This window comes from Aeromonas sp. AE23HZ002T15 (genome assembly GCF_054165525.2).
In genome coordinates this window covers 1,223,118-1,239,811 of sequence record NZ_CM201342.1, presented here as the reverse complement: position 1 = coordinate 1,239,811, position 16,694 = coordinate 1,223,118, and the positions used below count along the sequence as shown (strand labels likewise).

At 62.3% G+C, this 16,694-nt stretch carries 16 protein-coding genes; 14 read left to right on the top strand and 2 right to left on the bottom strand.

What is annotated here, in order from left to right:
- Positions 1-25: 25 nt before the first annotated feature.
- Positions 26-1,708: an ABC transporter substrate-binding protein gene (locus ACT5M9_RS05595; RefSeq protein WP_438548708.1), complete on the bottom strand. Its 1,683-nt coding sequence runs from the start codon at positions 1,706-1,708 to the stop codon at positions 26-28.
- 606 nt (positions 1,709-2,314) lie between these two features.
- Positions 2,315-3,643: a 30S ribosomal protein S12 methylthiotransferase RimO gene (gene rimO, locus ACT5M9_RS05590; RefSeq protein ID WP_457981109.1), complete on the bottom strand. Its 1,329-nt coding sequence runs from the start codon at positions 3,641-3,643 to the stop codon at positions 2,315-2,317.
- Positions 3,644-3,997: 354 nt separating this feature from the next.
- Here rimO and befA point away from each other — a divergent pair, with 354 nt between their 5' ends.
- The 14 genes from befA to fliP all read left to right on the top strand — a co-directional run bounded on the left by befA (position 3,998) and on the right by fliP (position 16,677).
- A complete protein-coding gene (gene befA, locus ACT5M9_RS05585) occupies positions 3,998-4,774 on the top strand; it encodes a beta cell expansion factor BefA (RefSeq protein WP_457981111.1) in 777 nt (258 codons plus the stop codon).
- Between the two features lie 157 nt (positions 4,775-4,931).
- Entirely contained in the window at positions 4,932-5,318 is a 387-nt protein-coding gene (locus ACT5M9_RS05580; RefSeq protein ID WP_457981113.1) for a hypothetical protein, read from the top strand.
- 129 nt (positions 5,319-5,447) lie between these two features.
- On the top strand, positions 5,448-5,765 hold the full coding sequence (gene fliE, locus ACT5M9_RS05575; protein WP_349918868.1) for a flagellar hook-basal body complex protein FliE: 318 nt from the start codon (positions 5,448-5,450) through the stop codon (positions 5,763-5,765).
- 53 nt (positions 5,766-5,818) lie between these two features.
- On the top strand, positions 5,819-7,525 hold the full coding sequence (gene fliF, locus ACT5M9_RS05570; RefSeq protein WP_438548712.1) for a flagellar basal-body MS-ring/collar protein FliF: 1,707 nt from the start codon (positions 5,819-5,821) through the stop codon (positions 7,523-7,525).
- Entirely contained in the window at positions 7,518-8,579 is a 1,062-nt protein-coding gene (fliG, locus tag ACT5M9_RS05565; RefSeq protein ID WP_438548713.1) for a flagellar motor switch protein FliG, read from the top strand. The genes fliF and fliG overlap by 8 nt, the downstream gene beginning before the upstream one ends.
- Positions 8,580-8,642: 63 nt before the next feature.
- The gene (gene fliH / locus ACT5M9_RS05560) at positions 8,643-9,446 is read left to right on the top strand and encodes a flagellar assembly protein FliH (protein ID WP_457981115.1); all 804 of its coding nucleotides are present in this window, start codon (positions 8,643-8,645) and stop codon (positions 9,444-9,446) included.
- Positions 9,447-9,573: 127 nt separating this feature from the next.
- Complete coding sequence (gene fliI, locus ACT5M9_RS05555) at positions 9,574-10,902, top strand: flagellar protein export ATPase FliI (protein WP_100860325.1); 1,329 nt, start codon at positions 9,574-9,576, stop codon at positions 10,900-10,902.
- 23 nt (positions 10,903-10,925) lie between these two features.
- Positions 10,926-11,366 (top strand): flagellar export protein FliJ, encoded by a 441-nt coding sequence (fliJ, locus tag ACT5M9_RS05550; protein WP_100860326.1) that lies wholly within the window; start codon positions 10,926-10,928, stop codon positions 11,364-11,366.
- An 89-nt stretch (positions 11,367-11,455) separates the two neighbouring features.
- On the top strand, positions 11,456-13,378 hold the full coding sequence (locus ACT5M9_RS05545; RefSeq protein WP_457981118.1) for a flagellar hook-length control protein FliK: 1,923 nt from the start codon (positions 11,456-11,458) through the stop codon (positions 13,376-13,378).
- 57 nt (positions 13,379-13,435) lie between these two features.
- Entirely contained in the window at positions 13,436-13,942 is a 507-nt protein-coding gene (gene fliL, locus ACT5M9_RS05540) for a flagellar basal body-associated protein FliL (RefSeq protein ID WP_457981120.1), read from the top strand.
- Positions 13,943-13,974: 32 nt separating this feature from the next.
- Positions 13,975-15,045 (top strand): flagellar motor switch protein FliM, encoded by a 1,071-nt coding sequence (fliM, locus tag ACT5M9_RS05535; RefSeq protein WP_349918854.1) that lies wholly within the window; start codon positions 13,975-13,977, stop codon positions 15,043-15,045.
- Positions 15,046-15,112: 67 nt separating this feature from the next.
- Positions 15,113-15,508: a flagellar motor switch protein FliN gene (gene fliN, locus ACT5M9_RS05530; RefSeq protein WP_025326247.1), complete on the top strand. Its 396-nt coding sequence runs from the start codon at positions 15,113-15,115 to the stop codon at positions 15,506-15,508.
- A gap of 61 nt (positions 15,509-15,569) precedes the next feature.
- Complete coding sequence (gene fliO, locus ACT5M9_RS05525) at positions 15,570-15,944, top strand: flagellar biosynthetic protein FliO (RefSeq protein ID WP_457981122.1); 375 nt, start codon at positions 15,570-15,572, stop codon at positions 15,942-15,944.
- Entirely contained in the window at positions 15,931-16,677 is a 747-nt protein-coding gene (gene fliP, locus ACT5M9_RS05520; RefSeq protein WP_438548720.1) for a flagellar type III secretion system pore protein FliP, read from the top strand. Before fliO ends, fliP begins: the two co-directional genes overlap by 14 nt.
- Positions 16,678-16,694: the final 17 nt, after the last annotated feature.

Here is a 16,694-nt window from a genome sequence, read left to right as displayed (position 1 = left end):
GGCCCCCCGCAGGGGGCCGGGGAGATTAGCTGTTTGGCTTGAGTGACAACACGTGCAGCAGACGCTCCGGGGTATCCGGGTGTACCTGCGGCTTGGCAACCGGGTTGTCGGCACTGAACCAGCCATTGAAGCGCTTGGTGCTGTACTCGTACCAGGTCGGGTTGTTGAACACCGGGATGATGGTCTGGTTGGCCCCGACACGCTCCTGGATGGCAAACATGATCTCTTTCTGCTTGGCCGCGTCGGCGGTCTGGGTGAAGTCGTCGATCAGCTTGTCCAGCGCCGGATCCTTGTAGCGAGGCGCCGCGAAGCGGTTGCCGCGCTCACCCATGTTGCGGGAGTGGAAGGCGGTCTCGAAGTACTTGTGCGGGTTGGCACCGGCGAAGTAACCCTGCAGGGCGACGTCGAAGTCACCGGTGATCAGGTTCTCGGTCCAGACGGTGGCTTCCGGGGTGGAGGTCTTGGCGTTCAGACCCAGGGCCTGCAGGCCTTCGACCCCGATCTGGACGGTGTTGACCCAGTCGGTCCAGCCGTTCGGTACCAGCACCTTGAACTCGATCTTCTTACAGCTCGGGGTGTCGAGGAACTTGTCGCCGTCACAGTCCTTGTAGCCCGCCTCTTTCAGCAGTGCCTTGGCCCCTTCCAGGTCGAACTTGTTGTACTTGCCGTACTTCTTCTCGACGTCCGGGTTGTCCCAGGAGGCGAACGCCTTGCCAAGACCGGACGGGTACTCGTTGACGGTCGGGTAGCCGTAGCCCGCGATGTCCACCATGGACTGACGGTCCATGGCCATGGAGAAGGCGCGACGGAAGTTGATGTCGTTGAAGGCTTCGTGGTTGCCCGGATTCTTGCTCTGGAAGTTGACGTTGAACGCCACTGTACCGGAGGCGGGGAACCAGTACTTGTTGTTCTTCGGATCGTTGCCGACGTAGAGGCGCTCGATGTCCGGCACGAAGGAACCGAACCAGTCCACGTCACCCTTCATCACGGCGGCCAGTACCTGGTCGTTGGTGGCCATCTGCGGCATGCGCAGACAGTCGATGGAGAGGCTGGCGTTATCCCAATAGTGCGGGTTGCGGCACTGGGTATAGAGCTGGGCGGAGAAGTTGTCCACTTCGGTGAAGGGACCGGTACCGACCGGCTTGTCGTTGGTGAAAGCCACCGGATCCTTGACGGATTTCCACTGGTGCTCTGGCACTATGGGCACCAGTACCAGGTCGTTCACCACGTTGGTGTTCACCTCGGCCAGGTCGAACTTGACCTTGTGATCCCCCAGCTTCTCGACACCCTTGATCTGAGTCCAGATGGAGCGCTCATCCAGCGCCTTGTTGGCCTTGACCAGGTTGAAGGAGAAGAGGATGTCGTCGGCGGTGAAGGCTTCACCGTCAGACCACTTGACCCCTTCGCGCAGATCGAAGGTGACGGACTTCAGATCATCGCTGAAGGCATAGTTGGTGGCCAGACGATAGACGGGTTTGCCACCCTGCATATCGTTGAAGATCACCAGCGGCTCATAGATGAAGTGACGGGTAGTGTGCAGCAGACCGGCCTGCAGGAAGGGGTTGAAGTTTTTCACCCATGCGGTTTCCTGCTGGGCAACCAGGGTCAGCACCGTCTTGTTCTCGGCGGCCATGGCTGTGCCGGTCATGCCGGCGAGCAGGGTCCCCAGCATGACTGAGGTAGCGATTTTGGATACTTTGGCAAGCATATTTTTTCCTTTCTTATTGGTCTTCCATGGTTTTGGAATGGAGCACCGATATCGCATGCTTGGACATCGGCCCTCTATGTTGGTCAGGTTTTGCACCCTTGTAGTTGTGTCATCCAACGCCCTTAGAAAAGCAGAATTAACAGGAAAACAACAACTCTTCATTTCGTCGATATCGTAAAAACCCAAGACGGCTCGTCAATATCGTCAAACTGTGATTTTAAGCTTTTAAAATTATATGGTTACATTAATTCTCAAGAAACACCAAGTCACCCTTTATGACAGTTCAAAGACGATACTGTGAACTGGATCGTGCTCGTTTTTTCCCCTGGTTGGTGGCTTTTTTTTGAGCATGAAACAAGCAAGCCGCAAAGCACTTCGAGATTGTGCGCTGGGTCACGGAGGGGGCAGAAGGTCATCCCATCCCCCTTCAGGGGTCGAGTCGAGCAGATTGGAATGGAGTGAAACGGATTGAGAGGGCGTGTGGTCGGGCTGACCGCAAGCGGTAGGGGTGACCCCCAGGGACTGGACGTCGGCGGGCAATAAAAAAGCCAGTCAGCAGGACTGACTGGCTTGTTGGCAGCGGCATGGCTGCCGAGGCGGCTGGCCTTAGTCGATCAGGCTGGCCCAGAGGTCGTACTCGTCCGCCTCGTCGATGCGGACCTTGACCATGTCGCCGGGCTTGAGGCCGGTCTCACCGTTCAGGTAGACCAGGCCGTCGATCTCGGGGGCATCGGCGAAGGATCGGCCGGTGGCGCCCTCTTCGTCCACCTCGTCGATGAGGACTGTCATCTCCTGACCCACCTTGCGGGCCAGCTTGCGGATGGATACCTGCTGCTGCAGCTCCATGAAGCGCTGGAAGCGCTCTTCCTGGATTTCTTCCGGCACAGGATCCGGCAGCTCGTTCGCCTTGGCACCCTCGACCGGGCTGTATTTGAAGCAGCCGACCCGATCCAGCTCCGCCTTGTCGATGAAGTCCAGCAGCATCTGGAACTCTTCCTCGGTCTCGCCGGGGAAGCCGACGATGAAGGTGGAACGCAATGTGATCTCGGGGCAGATCTCGCGCCACTTCTGGATGCGCTCCAGGGTGCGCTCGACCGTGCCCGGGCGCTTCATCAGCTTGAGGATGCGCGGGCTGGCGTGTTGCAGCGGGATGTCCAGGTAGGGCAGTACCTTGCCGTCGCGCATCAGCGGGATGACGTCATCCACGTGCGGGTAGGGGTAGACGTAGTGCAGGCGCACCCACATGCCGAGCTTGGCGAGCTCTTCACACAGGGCCACCATGCTGGTCTTGACCGGCATGCCGTCGTAGAAACCGGTGCGGTGTTTGACGTCCACGCCGTAGGCTGAGGTGTCCTGGGAGATCACCAGGATCTCCTTCACGCCGGCCTCTTTCAGGCGCTTGGCCTCGGCCAGCACCTCGCCGATGGGACGGCTCACCAGATCCCCACGCATGGAGGGGATGATGCAGAAGGTGCAGCGGTGGTTGCAGCCTTCGGAAATTTTCAGATAGGCGTAGTGACGGGGAGTCAGCTTGACCCCATGGGCCGGCACCAGGCTGGTGAAGGGGTTGTGGGTGGGTTTTTCCACGTACTTGTGGACGTGACCCAGCACCTCTTCATAGGCGTGAGGACCGGTGATCTCGAGCACCTTGGGGTGGATCTCGCGGATCTGGTTCTCTTTGGCGCCGAGGCAACCGGTGACGATCACCTTGCCGTTCTCGGCCAGGGCCTCACCGATGGCTTCCAGGGATTCCTGTACCGCGCTGTCGATGAAGCCGCAGGTGTTGACCACCACCAGCTCCGCATCGTCATAGCTGGGCACCACATCGTACCCTTCGGTACGCAGCTGGGTCAGGATGCGCTCGGAATCGACCAGGTTTTTGGGGCAACCCAAGGAGACGAATCCTACTTTGGGGGCCTGTTTTGTGTTGGACATCGCTCAATCACTCTTAGGTGGCTCTATTATAAGGGCGCGGATTTTACCGGAATGGCTAACCAAAAACTATACAACCGGGGGTCTCTGGCCGAACAATATTTACGGCTTCCTCCCCCCTGCACCGGCCATGAAGAGGGAGATCTCCGCTGGTGCCGGTGACAGTTATCGTCCGATGACGGCAGCCTCGCTTCCTCCCGGGGAGGGCGGTGGGAAACGCCAGGGTCGCCATGATGCGCTGGTGGGCAAGTGGCGCAGGTGATTGAGCCACAAGGCATAGTCGTGAACGGGATGCGTTTTGACGTACGATTAAATCTGATAGGGTAATGACTCGCTGACGAGCAGAAGGAGTAGACCATGAAGAGCCAAACCTGGCTGATTGCCGCCGCCCTGGTGCTGGCATCCACCCCCAGCCACGCCGACTGGGCCAAGTTGAAGGAGGCCGCCTCCGAGCTCGGCACCGCGGTGAGCGACACCAGCAAGGAGGCGTGGAAGGGGATCACCGACTTCTCCAAGGCGACCTGGGAGTCCGTCTCAACCTGGGGATCCGATGCCTATAACAAGGCGGGGGCCTGGACCGAAGAGAGCGCGGCCACCGGCAAGGAGTGGCTGAACACCGCCGACAAGAAGCTCGACACCATGCTGGAGCCCAAGACCCCCGCCGAGGCGCGTACCGCCCTGGATACCATGGCCGACACCGCCCTGGTGCGGCTGTTCAACGAACAACCCTCCGCCAAGCTGTTATTTGACAAGGCCTATGGCTACGCGGTGTTCGACTCTCGCAAGTTCTCCCTGATGATCCACACGAACCAGGGCGCGGGGGTGGCGGTCAACCGCAAAACCGGCAAGCACACCTATATGAAGATGTTCGGTGCCGGTCTGGCGGCCGGGCTAGGTGGCAAGTTCTACCAGCAGGTGATCCTGTTTGAAGACAAGGCCCGCTTCGATGCCTTCGTCAACCAGGGCTGGGAGGCCACCTCGGAGGTGGGGGCCGTGGCGGGCAAGGAGAGTGCCGAGCTCACCGCCAAGTACAATGGCGGCATGGCCATCTACCAGATTGGGGAGAAGGGACTGCTGCTTGACGCCAATATCTCCGGCTCCAAATACTGGCTGGACGATGATCTGAACAAGTGATCGTGCAGCCCTTGAGCGGGTGCATGTTTTTCTGCGATCACAGAGCGGCAACGTCTTTTTAAATCCGCGGACTTGCAGTAAAAAGGGGGCCTTCGGCCCTCTTTTTTATGGGCGCACGCTGACAAGGTCCCAGGACAACCCAGGACAAGGAGAGGATATGGCCCATGAGCCTGAACAGGATGTGATGGCGGCCCAGAGCCGGGAGTGGGACAAGCAGAGCATCTCTCTGCGGTTGCAGGATGGGATCCCCATGGCCTTCTGGGTCTGGGGGGATAGGGTTGCTCCGCTCGAGCCTTGTCTGACGCCTGCTGGCCATCAGGGTCGGTTCGGCTGGGGAGAGGCCGATGAGGCCAGCCTGGCCCTCTCCCACGCCATCATGGCCAAGCTGGTGGCCGTGGGACTGGTGGCTCCCGGGGAGGCGAGCGCCAAGGCGCATTACCTGCGCGATGAGGTGCTGGCCAAGCTGCCCGCCGGCGAGCATTACGATCTGCACCTGAGTTACCTGCGGCTGCTGCTGGGCAAGCAGCCCTGGCCCGCGATCTGATCCCCGATGGCCGGTCACCACCGGCCTGATCATCCCGCCGCTTTCACCCCTGATCCCAGCTGTTCGCCCTGGTTGGCACCCTTATTGCTTCAAGCCTGTCAGCGTCAATGATTTGTCTGGGGATGAAAGATGGAAATAAGTGCAAGCAGCCTGATGCAAGAGATGCAGGCACTCAAGGTCGAGGCGGGGGCGACTCCGCTGGCCCAGCCCGGTCGCCCGGTCAGCTCGGATTTCGGCCAGATGCTCAAGCTGGCCCTCGACAACGTCAACGAGTTGCAAGGCAGCGCCAACGATCTGCGCACCCGCTTCGATCTCGGCGACAAGTCGGTGGATCTCTCCGAGGTGATGATCGCCGGCCAGAAATCCTCCATCGCCTTCGAGGCGACGGTCCAGGTGCGCAACAAGATGGTCGATGCCTACAAGACCATCATGAACATGCCGGTATAAGCAGCCCATGGCGACTGAGCATCATGAACATGTCAGCAATAAGGACATAAACCGTGGCTAACGATCAAAACGGCGATCTGCTGATCAACAACGAAGGGGCGGCGACCCTGGATGAGCAAGAGCAGAAGAGCTCGGCGCTGGGGTTCCTCTCCAACACGGACGTGCTGCGCCAGATCACCCTGATCCTGGGGCTGACCATCTGTCTGGCCATCGCCGTCTTCATCCTGCTGTGGGGCAAGGAGCCGGAGATGCGTCCCCTCGGCACCTTCAACACCCAGGAGCTGGTCTCCACCCTCGACTACCTCGATCAGCAGAAGATCCCCTATCAGGTGGATGGCAAGAGCGTGCTGGTCAGCGCCGAGAACTATGCGGACATCCGCCTGCGCCTCACCCGGGCCGGCCTCGCCAGCAGCAACGACGTGAGCAACGACGGCGAGTCCATCCTGCTCAAGGACTCCAGCTTCGGCGTCAGCCAGCGCATGGAGGGGGAGCGCCTCAAGCTAAGCCGCGAGCGCCAGCTGGCGAGCGCCATCGAACAATTCCAGAACGTGGCCAAGGCCCAGGTGCTGCTGGCCATTCCCAAAGACAACGTGTTCGCCCGCAACGAGCGCAAGCCGAGCGCGACCGTGGTGCTGAGCCTGCGGGGCAGCGCCCTCGGCCAGGGTGAGGTGGACTCCATCGTCGACATGGTGGCCTCCGCCGTCCACGGCCTCGAGCCGACCCGGGTCACGGTCACCGATCAGAACGGCCGTCTGCTCAACTCCGGCTCCCAGGATCCCCTCTCCGCCCAGACCCGCAAAGAGTTTGCGATGCAGCAGAAGCAGGAGCTGGAGTACAAACAAAAAATTGACGCCATCCTGATCCCGGTGCTCGGGGCGGACAACTACACCGCCGAGGTGGATCTCTCCCTAGACTTCTCCCAGCAGGAGCAGACCCGCAAGACCTTCAACCCGGACTTGCCCGCGGTGCGCTCCGAGATGACGGTGGAGGAGAACAGCTCGGGCGGCAGTAATGGCGGCGTGCCCGGTGCCCTCTCCAACCAGCCCCCGGCGGCCTCCAGCATTCCCCAGGAGGCGACCGCCGCGGATGGCAGCGCCGCATCGAGCGGCCGCTCCCGCAAGGAGGCGACCCGCAACTTCGAACTGGACAGTACCATCAGCCACATCCGGCGCCAGCAGGGCGGCATTCGCCGCATGACGGTGTCGGTGGCGGTGGATTACAAGGCGACCCCGGGCGCCGAGGGTGCCGTCACCCGGGAGCCCCGCACCCAGGCCGAGCTCGACACCCTGCGCCGCCTGCTGAGCGGCGGCCTCGGTTTCGACGTGACCCGGGGGGATACCCTGGAAGTGGTCGCCATCCCGTTCAATCGCCCCGAACTCGAGGCCGTGGCCGACATCCCGCTCTACGAGCAGCCCTGGTTCTGGCGTGCGGTGCGTATCGCCGCCTCTGTGCTGGTCATCATAGTGCTGATCGTGACCGTGGTCAGGCCCATGCTCAAACGTCTGCTCTACCCGGATGCGAGACCGGAAGGGGAGCTGGATCTGGACAACAGCATAGTGCTGGGCGGGGATGACGAGCTCAGCCTGCTGGCGGCCCAGGCTGAGGCCGAGCCCATCTTCGGGGTGCGCGACGGCCACTTGAAGCTGCCGGATCTGCACAAGGATGAAGACTTGCTCAAGGCGGTGCGTGCGCTGGTGGCGAATGAACCGGATCTGGCCGCTCAGGTCATTAAAGAATGGGTAACGAACCGAGATGCCTGAAGAGAACAAGAACCAAGTCACCGGTAACGAGATTACCGACAGCCAGCGCCTGATCCTGGATCAGATGAGCGGGATGGAGATGGCGGCCGTGCTGATGCTGAGCCTCAACGAAGAGGACGCAGCCCAGATCTTCCGTCACCTCGAGCCCAAACAGGTGCAGCGGCTCGGCATGTCCATGGCCTCCATGTCGGATTTCAGTCACGACCGGGTGGCGGCGGTGCATCGTCAATTTATCGACGATATCCAGAAGTACACCAACATCGGCATCGGCAGCGAAGACTTCGTGCGCAAGGCCCTGGTGGCGGCGCTCGGGGAGGACAAGGCCAGCAACCTGGTGGATCAGATCATCCTGGGATCCGGTGCCCGTGGCCTCGACTCTCTCAAGTGGATGGATGCGCGCCAGGTGGCCAGCATCATCCAGAACGAACACCCGCAGATCCAGACGATCGTGTTGTCCTACCTGGAGCCGGAGCAGTCTGCCGAGATCCTGAGCCAGTTCCCGGAGCAGGTACGCCTGGATCTGGTGATGCGTATCGCCAACCTGGAAGAGGTGCAACCGGCGGCCCTGCAAGAATTGAACGACATCATGGAGAAACAGTTCGCCGGTGCGGCCGGGGCTCAGGCCGCCAAGATGGGTGGCCTCAAGGCTGCCGCCAACATCATGAACTACCTCGACACCAACATCGAGGGTCAGCTGATGGACTCCATCCGCGACTCGGACGAGGAGATGAGCCAGCAGATCCAGGATCTGATGTTCGTGTTCGAGAACCTCATCGACGTGGACGATCGCGGCATTCAGACTTTGCTGCGGGAAGTGCCGGGGGATCTGCTGCAACGGGCCCTTAAGGGCTCCGACGATCAGATGCGGGAGAAGGTGTTCAAGAACATGTCCAAGCGGGCCGCCGAGATGCTGGCGGACGATCTGGAGGCCATGGGACCGATCCGGGTCTCCGAAGTGGAGGCCGCCCAGAAGGAAATCCTCTCCATCGCCCGCCGTCTGGCGGATGCGGGGGAGATCATGCTGGGGGCCGGTGGTGGCGAAGAGTTCCTATGATGTCCTGGTCTGTCACCCTGAATTGTCACGCCATATCATCCCGGTGAGGAGTGCTGCCAGAGCATGAACAACAAGAATAACAAGCTGCGCGGTTACGTCAGGCCCGAGCCGGACGAGCTGCCGGCGCAGGCCTGGGGCTGGCCCGAGATGGAGGTCGAGTCTGAGATCCAGAGCAACGCCCTGGGGCTCAGCCCGGACTGGTATCGGCAGGAGCAGGAAGTCGAAACCCCAGACCCCGAGCCCGAGGAAGAACCCGCTCCCAGCATCACCGCCGAGGAGCTGGAAGCCATTCGCCAGGCCGCCTGGGAGGAGGGGATGGCCGAGGGACGCGAGGCCGGTTTTGCCAAGGGGCTCGAGGAGGGCAAGCTGGAAGGCTTGCAGCAGGGCCATCAGGCGGGGCTCGAACAGGGCAGGGAAGAGGGGCTTGCCATGGGTCGCGAGCAGGTGGAGCAGCAGGTTGCCCACTGGCAGGGGCTGGCTGATCGCCTCGCCAATCCCCTGAGCGAGCTGGACGCCGCCGTGGAGCAGCAGCTCATCAGCCTGGTGCAGCAGCTCGCCCGCGCCCTCATCCGCCACGAGGCCGAAACCTCCCCCAGGCTGTTGCTAGAGGCGCTCAAGCAAGGGCTCTCCCTGCTGCCTGCCGCCGAGCACGGCGTCACCCTGATGCTGCACCCGGACGACGTGGCCCGGGTCGAGGAGGCCTTCGGCGCCGAGGAGTGTGCCAAGCGTCACTGGCGGCTGCAAAGTGATCCCACCCTCTCCCCCGGCGATCTGCAACTGGCTACCGAGCTCTCCAGCATCGATCTGACCCTGTCGGGGCGCATCGATCAGCTGCTGCGCAACTTCCTGCGTGATAATGCCGATTGAGGTGACTTATCTCATCGGCTCGCAACACCATGCGCACTAGCCCCGTTGGCACTATGATGACGCTCACTTTTCGGGTCTTAGCAGCCAGGCTGCCGGGGCCTTATCTCTTCTTATCGTCGGAGGCGACATGACAGCTCTGCTGGGTCGACTGCAAGCCTATCGGGTCCGTGATGTGGCGCCCACCCCGCCGGTGGCGGGCAAGTTGACCCGGGTGGTGGGGCTGACCCTGGAGGCCATCGGCTGCCGCGCCGCCATCGGCGCCCTGTGCCGCATCGATACCCAGGATGGTTGGCTGGAAGCCGAGGTGGTCGGCTTCTCCGGCGATCGCCTGTTCCTGATGCCAAGCGAACAGCTCAAGGGGGTGATCCCCGGCGCCCGCGTGGTGCCTGTCACCGAGGATCACGGCATCCCGGTGGGCATGAGCCTGCTCGGCCGGGTCATCGACGGCATAGGCCAGCCCCTCGACGGGCTGGGCCCCATCATCGCCTCCCAGACGGTGCAATTTGCCCAGCAGCGCATCAATCCACTCTCCCGCCGCCCCATTCATCAACCGATGGACGTGGGGGTGCGTGCCATCAATGCCGTGCTCACCGTCGGGCAGGGCCAGCGCATGGGGCTGTTCGCGGGCTCAGGCGTCGGCAAGTCGGTGCTGCTTGGCATGATGACCCGAGGTTCGGTGGCGGACGTGGTGGTGGTCGGCCTCATCGGCGAGCGGGGCCGGGAGGTGAAGGAGTTTATCGAGGAGATCCTGGGGGCCGAGGGGCGCGAGCGCGCCGTGGTGGTGGCGGCGCCCGCCGATGCCTCGCCGCTGATGCGGCTCAAGGGCTGCGAGACGGCGCTGGCCATCGCCGAGTATTTCCGCGAGCAGGGGCTCAACGTGCTGCTGCTGATGGACTCCCTCACCCGCTACGCCCAGGCCCAGCGCGAGATTGCGCTGGCGGTGGGCGAGCCGCCGGCCACCAAGGGCTATCCGCCCTCTGTGTTTGCCAAATTACCGGCGCTGGTGGAGCGGGCCGGCAACGGCAGCGACGGCCAGGGATCCATCACGGCGTTTTTCACCGTGCTGACCGAGGGGGACGATCTGCAGGACCCCATCGCCGACGCGGCGCGGGCCATCCTCGACGGCCACATAGTACTGGCGCGGGAGCTGGCGGATGCGGGCCACTACCCGGCCATCGACATCGAAAAGTCCATCAGCCGGGTCATGCCCATGGTCACCTCGCCGGAGCACATGGAGCTGGCACGCACCTTCAAGCAGTTCTACTCCCTCTATCAACAGAACCGGGATCTCATCACCATAGGGGCCTACAGCCAGGGATCGGATCCGCGCATCGACCGGGCCATCATCCAGAAACCCTATCTGGATCAGTTCTTGCAGCAGAAGATGCGGGAGGTCATTCACTACGATGAAGGCCTGCAATCCCTGCAACTGGTGGCCATGCCACTGATGCGCTGATGAGATGAACCGGGAGACGGGTGATGAGTAAAGGACTGGAATTGCTGTCGACCAGGTTACTGGAGGCCGAGAATCAGGCGGCGCTGGCCTTGGCCAAGGCGCAGCAGGACTTGAAGCTGTTCATGGATCAGCAAAACGCGCTCAACCAGTATCGCCAGATCTATCACCAGCAATGGACCGACCGTGGCCTGCAGGGGATCAGCCCCCAGCAGAACAGCCAGTATCACGCCTTCATCAACAAGCTGGAAAACGCGGCGACCCAACAGTATGAGGGGGTGCTGCAGGTGCGCGAGGCGCTGGCGGTGTGCCGTACCCAATGGCTGGAGGCCCAGCAGAGGCGCAAGGCCGTCGAGCTCCTGCTGGAGAAGAAGGCCGACAAGGTGCGCCAGAAAGCCCAGCGCCAGGAGCAGAAGATGCTGGATGATTACGCCATCCAGCGTCGGTATCACCATTCTGGCCTGTAATTTGCTTCTTATCTCGGCAAAGCGCTAAGACGCCGTACCTGCCTGCTGGCCGTGCGGCCATCACACCGGATTGTCGTCAGGATCCCAGCATGATACAGACCCAGTTGATTAAGGCCGCCACTCAGGCCACCCCTGCCGACAGTGGTGTCGCCCTCGCAGGCCTCACTCAGGATGGTGCCGCGCTGGTGCAGGGTGACGGCAAGGTCGCCTTCGCTGACGCCATGGCCTTGGCGCAGCGGGTCGACAAGGGCTCTGCCGCTACGGCCGTGAGCGGCGACGTGCTCGCCGCACCCGCCCCGGATGCCAAATCTTTGGCGGCGATCGATGAGAGTACTCCGAACACAGAGCCCAAAGCCGACAAGGCAAAGGCCGGCGAGACAGAACTTCCCCCCGATGATTTCCTGCAGCAGTTGCAGGCCTCCCTGCGCCAGGACACCAGCCTGATCCTGCCTGTTGCCGCCCAGGCGACACAGGCGACACAGGCAGCGCCTGTGGCCACCGACGGCAACGACTTGCCGCCCGAGTCGCAGTCGCTGCTTGAGACCAGTAAGCCGGCCCAGACCCGGGGCGCCGCAGGGCAAGTGGCCGCCGCGCAGCAGGCGCTGTTGCAACAAGCGGGTGAGGGGAGCACTGCGCAGGCGCCTGATCATCAAGGCAAGGCAGATGGTGCGGGTGACGCTGACAAGGGAGCTCAAAACATCTCTGCCTCAGCCCAGTCAACCAATCCTCTGCCCATCAACCAGTCGGAAGAAGAGGCCGTGGCCGAAGACAAGCCGGTCGACTCTACGTCTGCATCTTCTAAACCGACGACACCCTTGTCTGGCGAGGCGCGCGCCGCCCTGCTGGCCAAGGTGGTGGCCGGCGCATCCGCCGCCGAGCCACAGGGCGCAGGGGCCCAGGTGACAGACAAATCCCTGCCGATGGCAGACAAATCCCAGCAACAGACGACCCCGGAGTCAGCTACCAATGGTGCGGGCGCACAAACCTCTCCTAGCGTGCAGGCCAGTGCGGCCAAGGCCTTCGGTGAAGGGCTGGTCAAGGTGGACACCGGCGTGAATGGCAACCCTGAGTCCAACAGGGATGCAGCGACTGCCGCTGAAGAGGGCCGCAAGCCTAGCGCGGCTGCGCAGGAGTCAGAATCCAAGCCGGCGCAGGCCGCTGCGGCCAAGCCCGACGCCAGCACGACCGGCAGTGCCGCCCCCGTGGCCAAGGCTGCGGATCCGGATCCCGTGATGGCGGCGCCCCAGCAGGTACTGGCTCGTCACGAGTCCCAGGGGCCACAGGCCTCGCTGACGGCTCTCTCGGCCGGCATCCAGCAGATGGAGGCCGAGCCTGCGGTGGCCGTCAGGGCCGCCGCCGACCTGAAGCCGGCGGAGGTGAAACCCAAGTTCAACGAACCGGGCAAGCAGGCGGTGCTGGAGACCAAGGGGTTGGAGCAGAGCGAGTCAGCTTCTTCCCTGCAAGCGGCCCAGACCCAGGCCAGTGACAACAAGCCGGCCGCCGAAGTGGCCGCCAGACGGGAGGCCCAGAGCCTGCCGCACCTCAAGCTGGCCACGCCCGAGACCCCCGTTCAGCTGCATCAGAAGGTGAACCTGATGCTGACGGACAAGCTGCAGCAGGCGGAGATCCAGCTCGATCCTCTGGGGCTTGGCAAGATGAAGATCCAGATCCAGATGGGGGCGGACAGCCAGGCCAACGTCAACTTCGTGGTCCAGCACGGCCAGACCCGGGAGATGTTGGAGCAGGCCATGCCGCGGCTGCGGGACATGCTGGCGGGGCAGGGGATCCAGCTCGGTCAGACCCAAGTACAGCAACAGTCACAACAACAGTCCCAGCAGCAGGGACAACTGGCGCAGCAGCAATCCCAGGGGCAATCGAATCTGGGTGGGCAGGGCCAGCAGGGGAGCGGTGCCTTCGGTGGCCGGGGCCAGGGAGAGGCCGAAGGGACGACCCACACCCTGAGTCTGCTGGTGGAATCGGCAAACGATGCCGGAATTGATTTCTATGCTTGATGCATTCTTAAGTAAGTTTATGATACCGAACAAGTTTGAGACTAGGGTGGACGAGGGATGGCAGACGATAACGAACTGACGCTGAAGGACCCGGCGGCAGCCAAGAAAAAGAAGCTGATCATGATTATCGCCCTGGCCGTTGTGTTGCTGGGGGGCGGGGGAGCCGGCGCCTGGTTCATGCTGTCCGGGGATGACAAGCCAGCGGCACAAGCCGCCGAGGCCACACCCGCAGAGAATGTGCCCCAGCCCTCGCTCTACGTGGGCATGCCGCGCCCCTTCGTGTTCAACGTGGCGGGTGGCCAGCGGGATCGACTGGTGCAGATCAAGATCCAGCTGATGGTGCGGGGTGCCGCCGACGAGACCCTGGCCAAGCAGAACATCCCCCTGATCGAGGGGACCCTGCTGCGCGTCTTCAGCGCCGCCAGCGCCGAGCAGCTGATGACCTTCGAGGGCAAGGAGAAGCTGCGCAAGGATTCACTGGAGGAGTGTCGCCGGGTGCTCAACGACCTGGTCGCCACTCCCGTCATAGAACAAGTGTTGTTTACCGGCTTCGTGATGCAGTAACGAGCCGACATAGTCATGGATAAAGGTGAAGCGTGAGCGATCTGTTAAGTCAGGACGAAATTGATGCCCTCTTGCACGGTGTCGATGATGTCGAAGAGGAAGAGTTAGGGGCGGCCGGGGATCCCGGCATCGCCCAGTTTGACTTCTCCTCCCAGGACCGCATCGTCCGTGGCCGCATGCCGACCCTGGAGCTGGTGAACGAGCGCTTCGCCCGTCACATGCGCATCAGCCTGTTCAACATGATGCGACGCACCGCCGAGGTCTCCATCAACGGCGTGCAGATGCTGAAGTTCGGTGAGTACGTGCACACCCTGTTCGTGCCCACCAGCCTGAACATGGTGCGTTTCCGTCCCTTGAAGGGAACGGCCCTCATCACCATGGAGGCGCGCCTCGTCTTCATCCTGGTGGAGAACTTCTTCGGCGGTGACGGCCGTTACCACGCCAAGATAGAGGGGCGCGAATTCACCCCCACGGAGCGGCGCATCATACAGATGCTGCTCAAGCTGGTGTTCGAGGATTACAAGGATGCCTGGGCCCCCGTGATGGACGTGGGCTTCGAGTACCTCGACTCCGAGGTGAACCCGGCCATGGCGAACATCGTCAGCCCCACCGAGGTGATCGTCGTGAGCTCCTTCCACATCGAGCTGGACGGCGGCGGCGGCGACTTCCACGTGGCCATGCCCTACTCCATGCTCGAACCCATCCGTGAACTGCTGGATGCCGGGGTGCAGAGCGACAAGGGGGACACGGACGTGCGCTGGAGCAAGGCGCTGCGGGACGAGATCATGGACGTCAAGGTAGAGCTCAAGGCCAAGCTGCTGGAAACCGAGCTGACCCTGCGGGATCTGATGGAACTCAAACCCGGCGACATCATCCCGGTGGAGATGCCGGAGAACCTGCTGGTCTATGTGGAGGACCTACCCACCTTCCACGCCAAGATGGGGCGCACCAAGGAGAACGTGGCGCTCAAGATCACCGACAAAATCAAGCGCCCTGACGGGGTCAAGACAGAGATGCATCTGGTGACCCGCGGGGGCGTGCGTATCGATGGCGAAGCCGAGCTGGAAGAGCTCGAGCGCAGCATCGCCGATAAACACCCCTGATTGACGGCCCGTCACCATGGGCATGAAAGCAGCATTAAGCAGCAACAAGCAGCATAAGGAATTCGAGATGAGCGGAACCGATGACGAGCAGGATCTGATGGCTGACGCCTGGGCGGCCGCGCTGGAAGAGCAGGTGACGGCCGAGGCCAAGCCTGCGCCCCTGGAGGAGCTCAAAGACGACGCCCCCATCAGTGCCGAGGAGCGGCGCAAGCTGGATACCATTCTGGACATTCCGGTAACCATCGCCATGGAGGTGGGTCGCAGCCAGATCAGCATCCGCAACCTGCTGCAACTGAACCAGGGCTCGGTGGTGGAGCTGGATCGGGTGGCCGGCGAGCCCCTGGACGTGCTGGTCAACGGCACCCTGATCGCCCACGGCGAGGTGGTGGTGGTGAACGACAAGTTCGGCATCCGGTTGACCGATGTCATCAGCCAGATAGAGCGGATCAAGAAACTCAAATGACCAGCACCATTGCGTTGACCGATGCCATCATCAGCCAGGCCGAAAGGATCGAGAAACTCAAATGATCCGCGCTCTCGCCCTGATACTGTTCGCCTCTCCTGCGCTGGCGGAGGGGGTCAATCCCCCCAGCATCACCTCCTGGCTGCTCTCCAGCCTGATGGTCATCGGCCTCATCCTGGTGCTGGGTTTCCTGCTCAAGAAGAGCAAGCTCACCAGCGTCATGGGGGGCGGCCAGATGAGGGTGATCGCCACCCTGCCGCTCGGCTACAAGGAGAAGCTGATGGTGGTCAAGGTGGGGGAGCAGCAGCTGCTCATCGGGGTGACCCCCCAGCAGGTCAACTTCCTCTACCGCCTGGAAGAGCCCCTGGACGAGAGCCAGCCCCAGGCCTTCTCCCAGCAGCTCGGCAAATTGATGGGCAAGCATGAAAAAAGCTAACTGGATCTGGTTGTCCCTCGGCCTGCTTGCCCCCCTGGCCCTGGCCCAGGACGGCATGTCGGCGCTGACCGTCAAGACCATGGCGGATGGCAGTCAGGAGTACAGCCTGACCCTGCAGGTGCTGGCGCTGATGACCGCGCTCTCCTTCCTGCCGGCCATGGTCATCATGATGACCTCCTTCACCCGGATCATCGTGGTGCTCGGCATCTTGCGTCAGGCCATCGGCCTGCAGCAGAGCCCCTCCAACCAGGTGCTGATCGGCATCGCCCTCTTCATGTCGTTCTTCATAATGTCCCCCGTGCTGGATCGCATCAACGAGGAGGCGCTGCAGCCCTATCTGGCAGAGACCATAGGTCCCAAGGAGGCGCTGGCGAAGGCCGAACTGCCCATCCACCAGTTCATGCTGGCCCAGACCCGGGTCAAGGATCTCAACACCTTCATGGAGATAGCGAACGTGCAGGTGGACAAGCCCGCCGACGTGCCCCTGCGGGTGCTGATCCCGGCCTTCGTCACCAGCGAGCTCAAGACCGCCTTCCAGATAGGCTTCATGCTGTTCCTGCCCTTCCTGGTGATAGACCTGGTGGTGGCGAGTATCCTGATGGCCATGGGGATGATGATGCTCTCACCCATGCTGGTGTCGCTGCCCTTCAAGCTGATGCTGTTCGTCATGGTAGACGGCTGGAACCTGATCCTGGGGTCGCTGGCCAACAGCTTCGGGCTGGGTGCCGGCTAGCCGGCCAATAGAGAGGA

Bases quoted from the DNA above. Each gene is read 5' to 3' on its own strand.
- ACT5M9_RS05595 (WP_438548708.1), bottom strand. From the start codon at position 1,708: ATGCTTGCCAAAGTATCCAAAATCGCTACCTCAGTCATGCTGGGGACC.
- rimO (WP_457981109.1), bottom strand. From the start codon at position 3,643: ATGTCCAACACAAAACAGGCCCCCAAAGTAGGATTCGTCTCCTTGGGT.
- befA (WP_457981111.1), top strand. From the start codon at position 3,998: ATGAAGAGCCAAACCTGGCTGATTGCCGCCGCCCTGGTGCTGGCATCC.
- ACT5M9_RS05580 (WP_457981113.1), top strand. From the start codon at position 4,932: ATGGCCCATGAGCCTGAACAGGATGTGATGGCGGCCCAGAGCCGGGAG.
- fliE (WP_349918868.1), top strand. From the start codon at position 5,448: ATGGAAATAAGTGCAAGCAGCCTGATGCAAGAGATGCAGGCACTCAAG.
- fliG (WP_438548713.1), top strand. From the start codon at position 7,518: ATGCCTGAAGAGAACAAGAACCAAGTCACCGGTAACGAGATTACCGAC.
- fliH (WP_457981115.1), top strand. From the start codon at position 8,643: ATGAACAACAAGAATAACAAGCTGCGCGGTTACGTCAGGCCCGAGCCG.
- fliI (WP_100860325.1), top strand. From the start codon at position 9,574: ATGACAGCTCTGCTGGGTCGACTGCAAGCCTATCGGGTCCGTGATGTG.
- fliJ (WP_100860326.1), top strand. From the start codon at position 10,926: ATGAGTAAAGGACTGGAATTGCTGTCGACCAGGTTACTGGAGGCCGAG.
- ACT5M9_RS05545 (WP_457981118.1), top strand. From the start codon at position 11,456: ATGATACAGACCCAGTTGATTAAGGCCGCCACTCAGGCCACCCCTGCC.
- fliL (WP_457981120.1), top strand. From the start codon at position 13,436: ATGGCAGACGATAACGAACTGACGCTGAAGGACCCGGCGGCAGCCAAG.
- fliN (WP_025326247.1), top strand. From the start codon at position 15,113: ATGAGCGGAACCGATGACGAGCAGGATCTGATGGCTGACGCCTGGGCG.
- fliO (WP_457981122.1), top strand. From the start codon at position 15,570: ATGATCCGCGCTCTCGCCCTGATACTGTTCGCCTCTCCTGCGCTGGCG.
- fliP (WP_438548720.1), top strand. From the start codon at position 15,931: ATGAAAAAAGCTAACTGGATCTGGTTGTCCCTCGGCCTGCTTGCCCCC.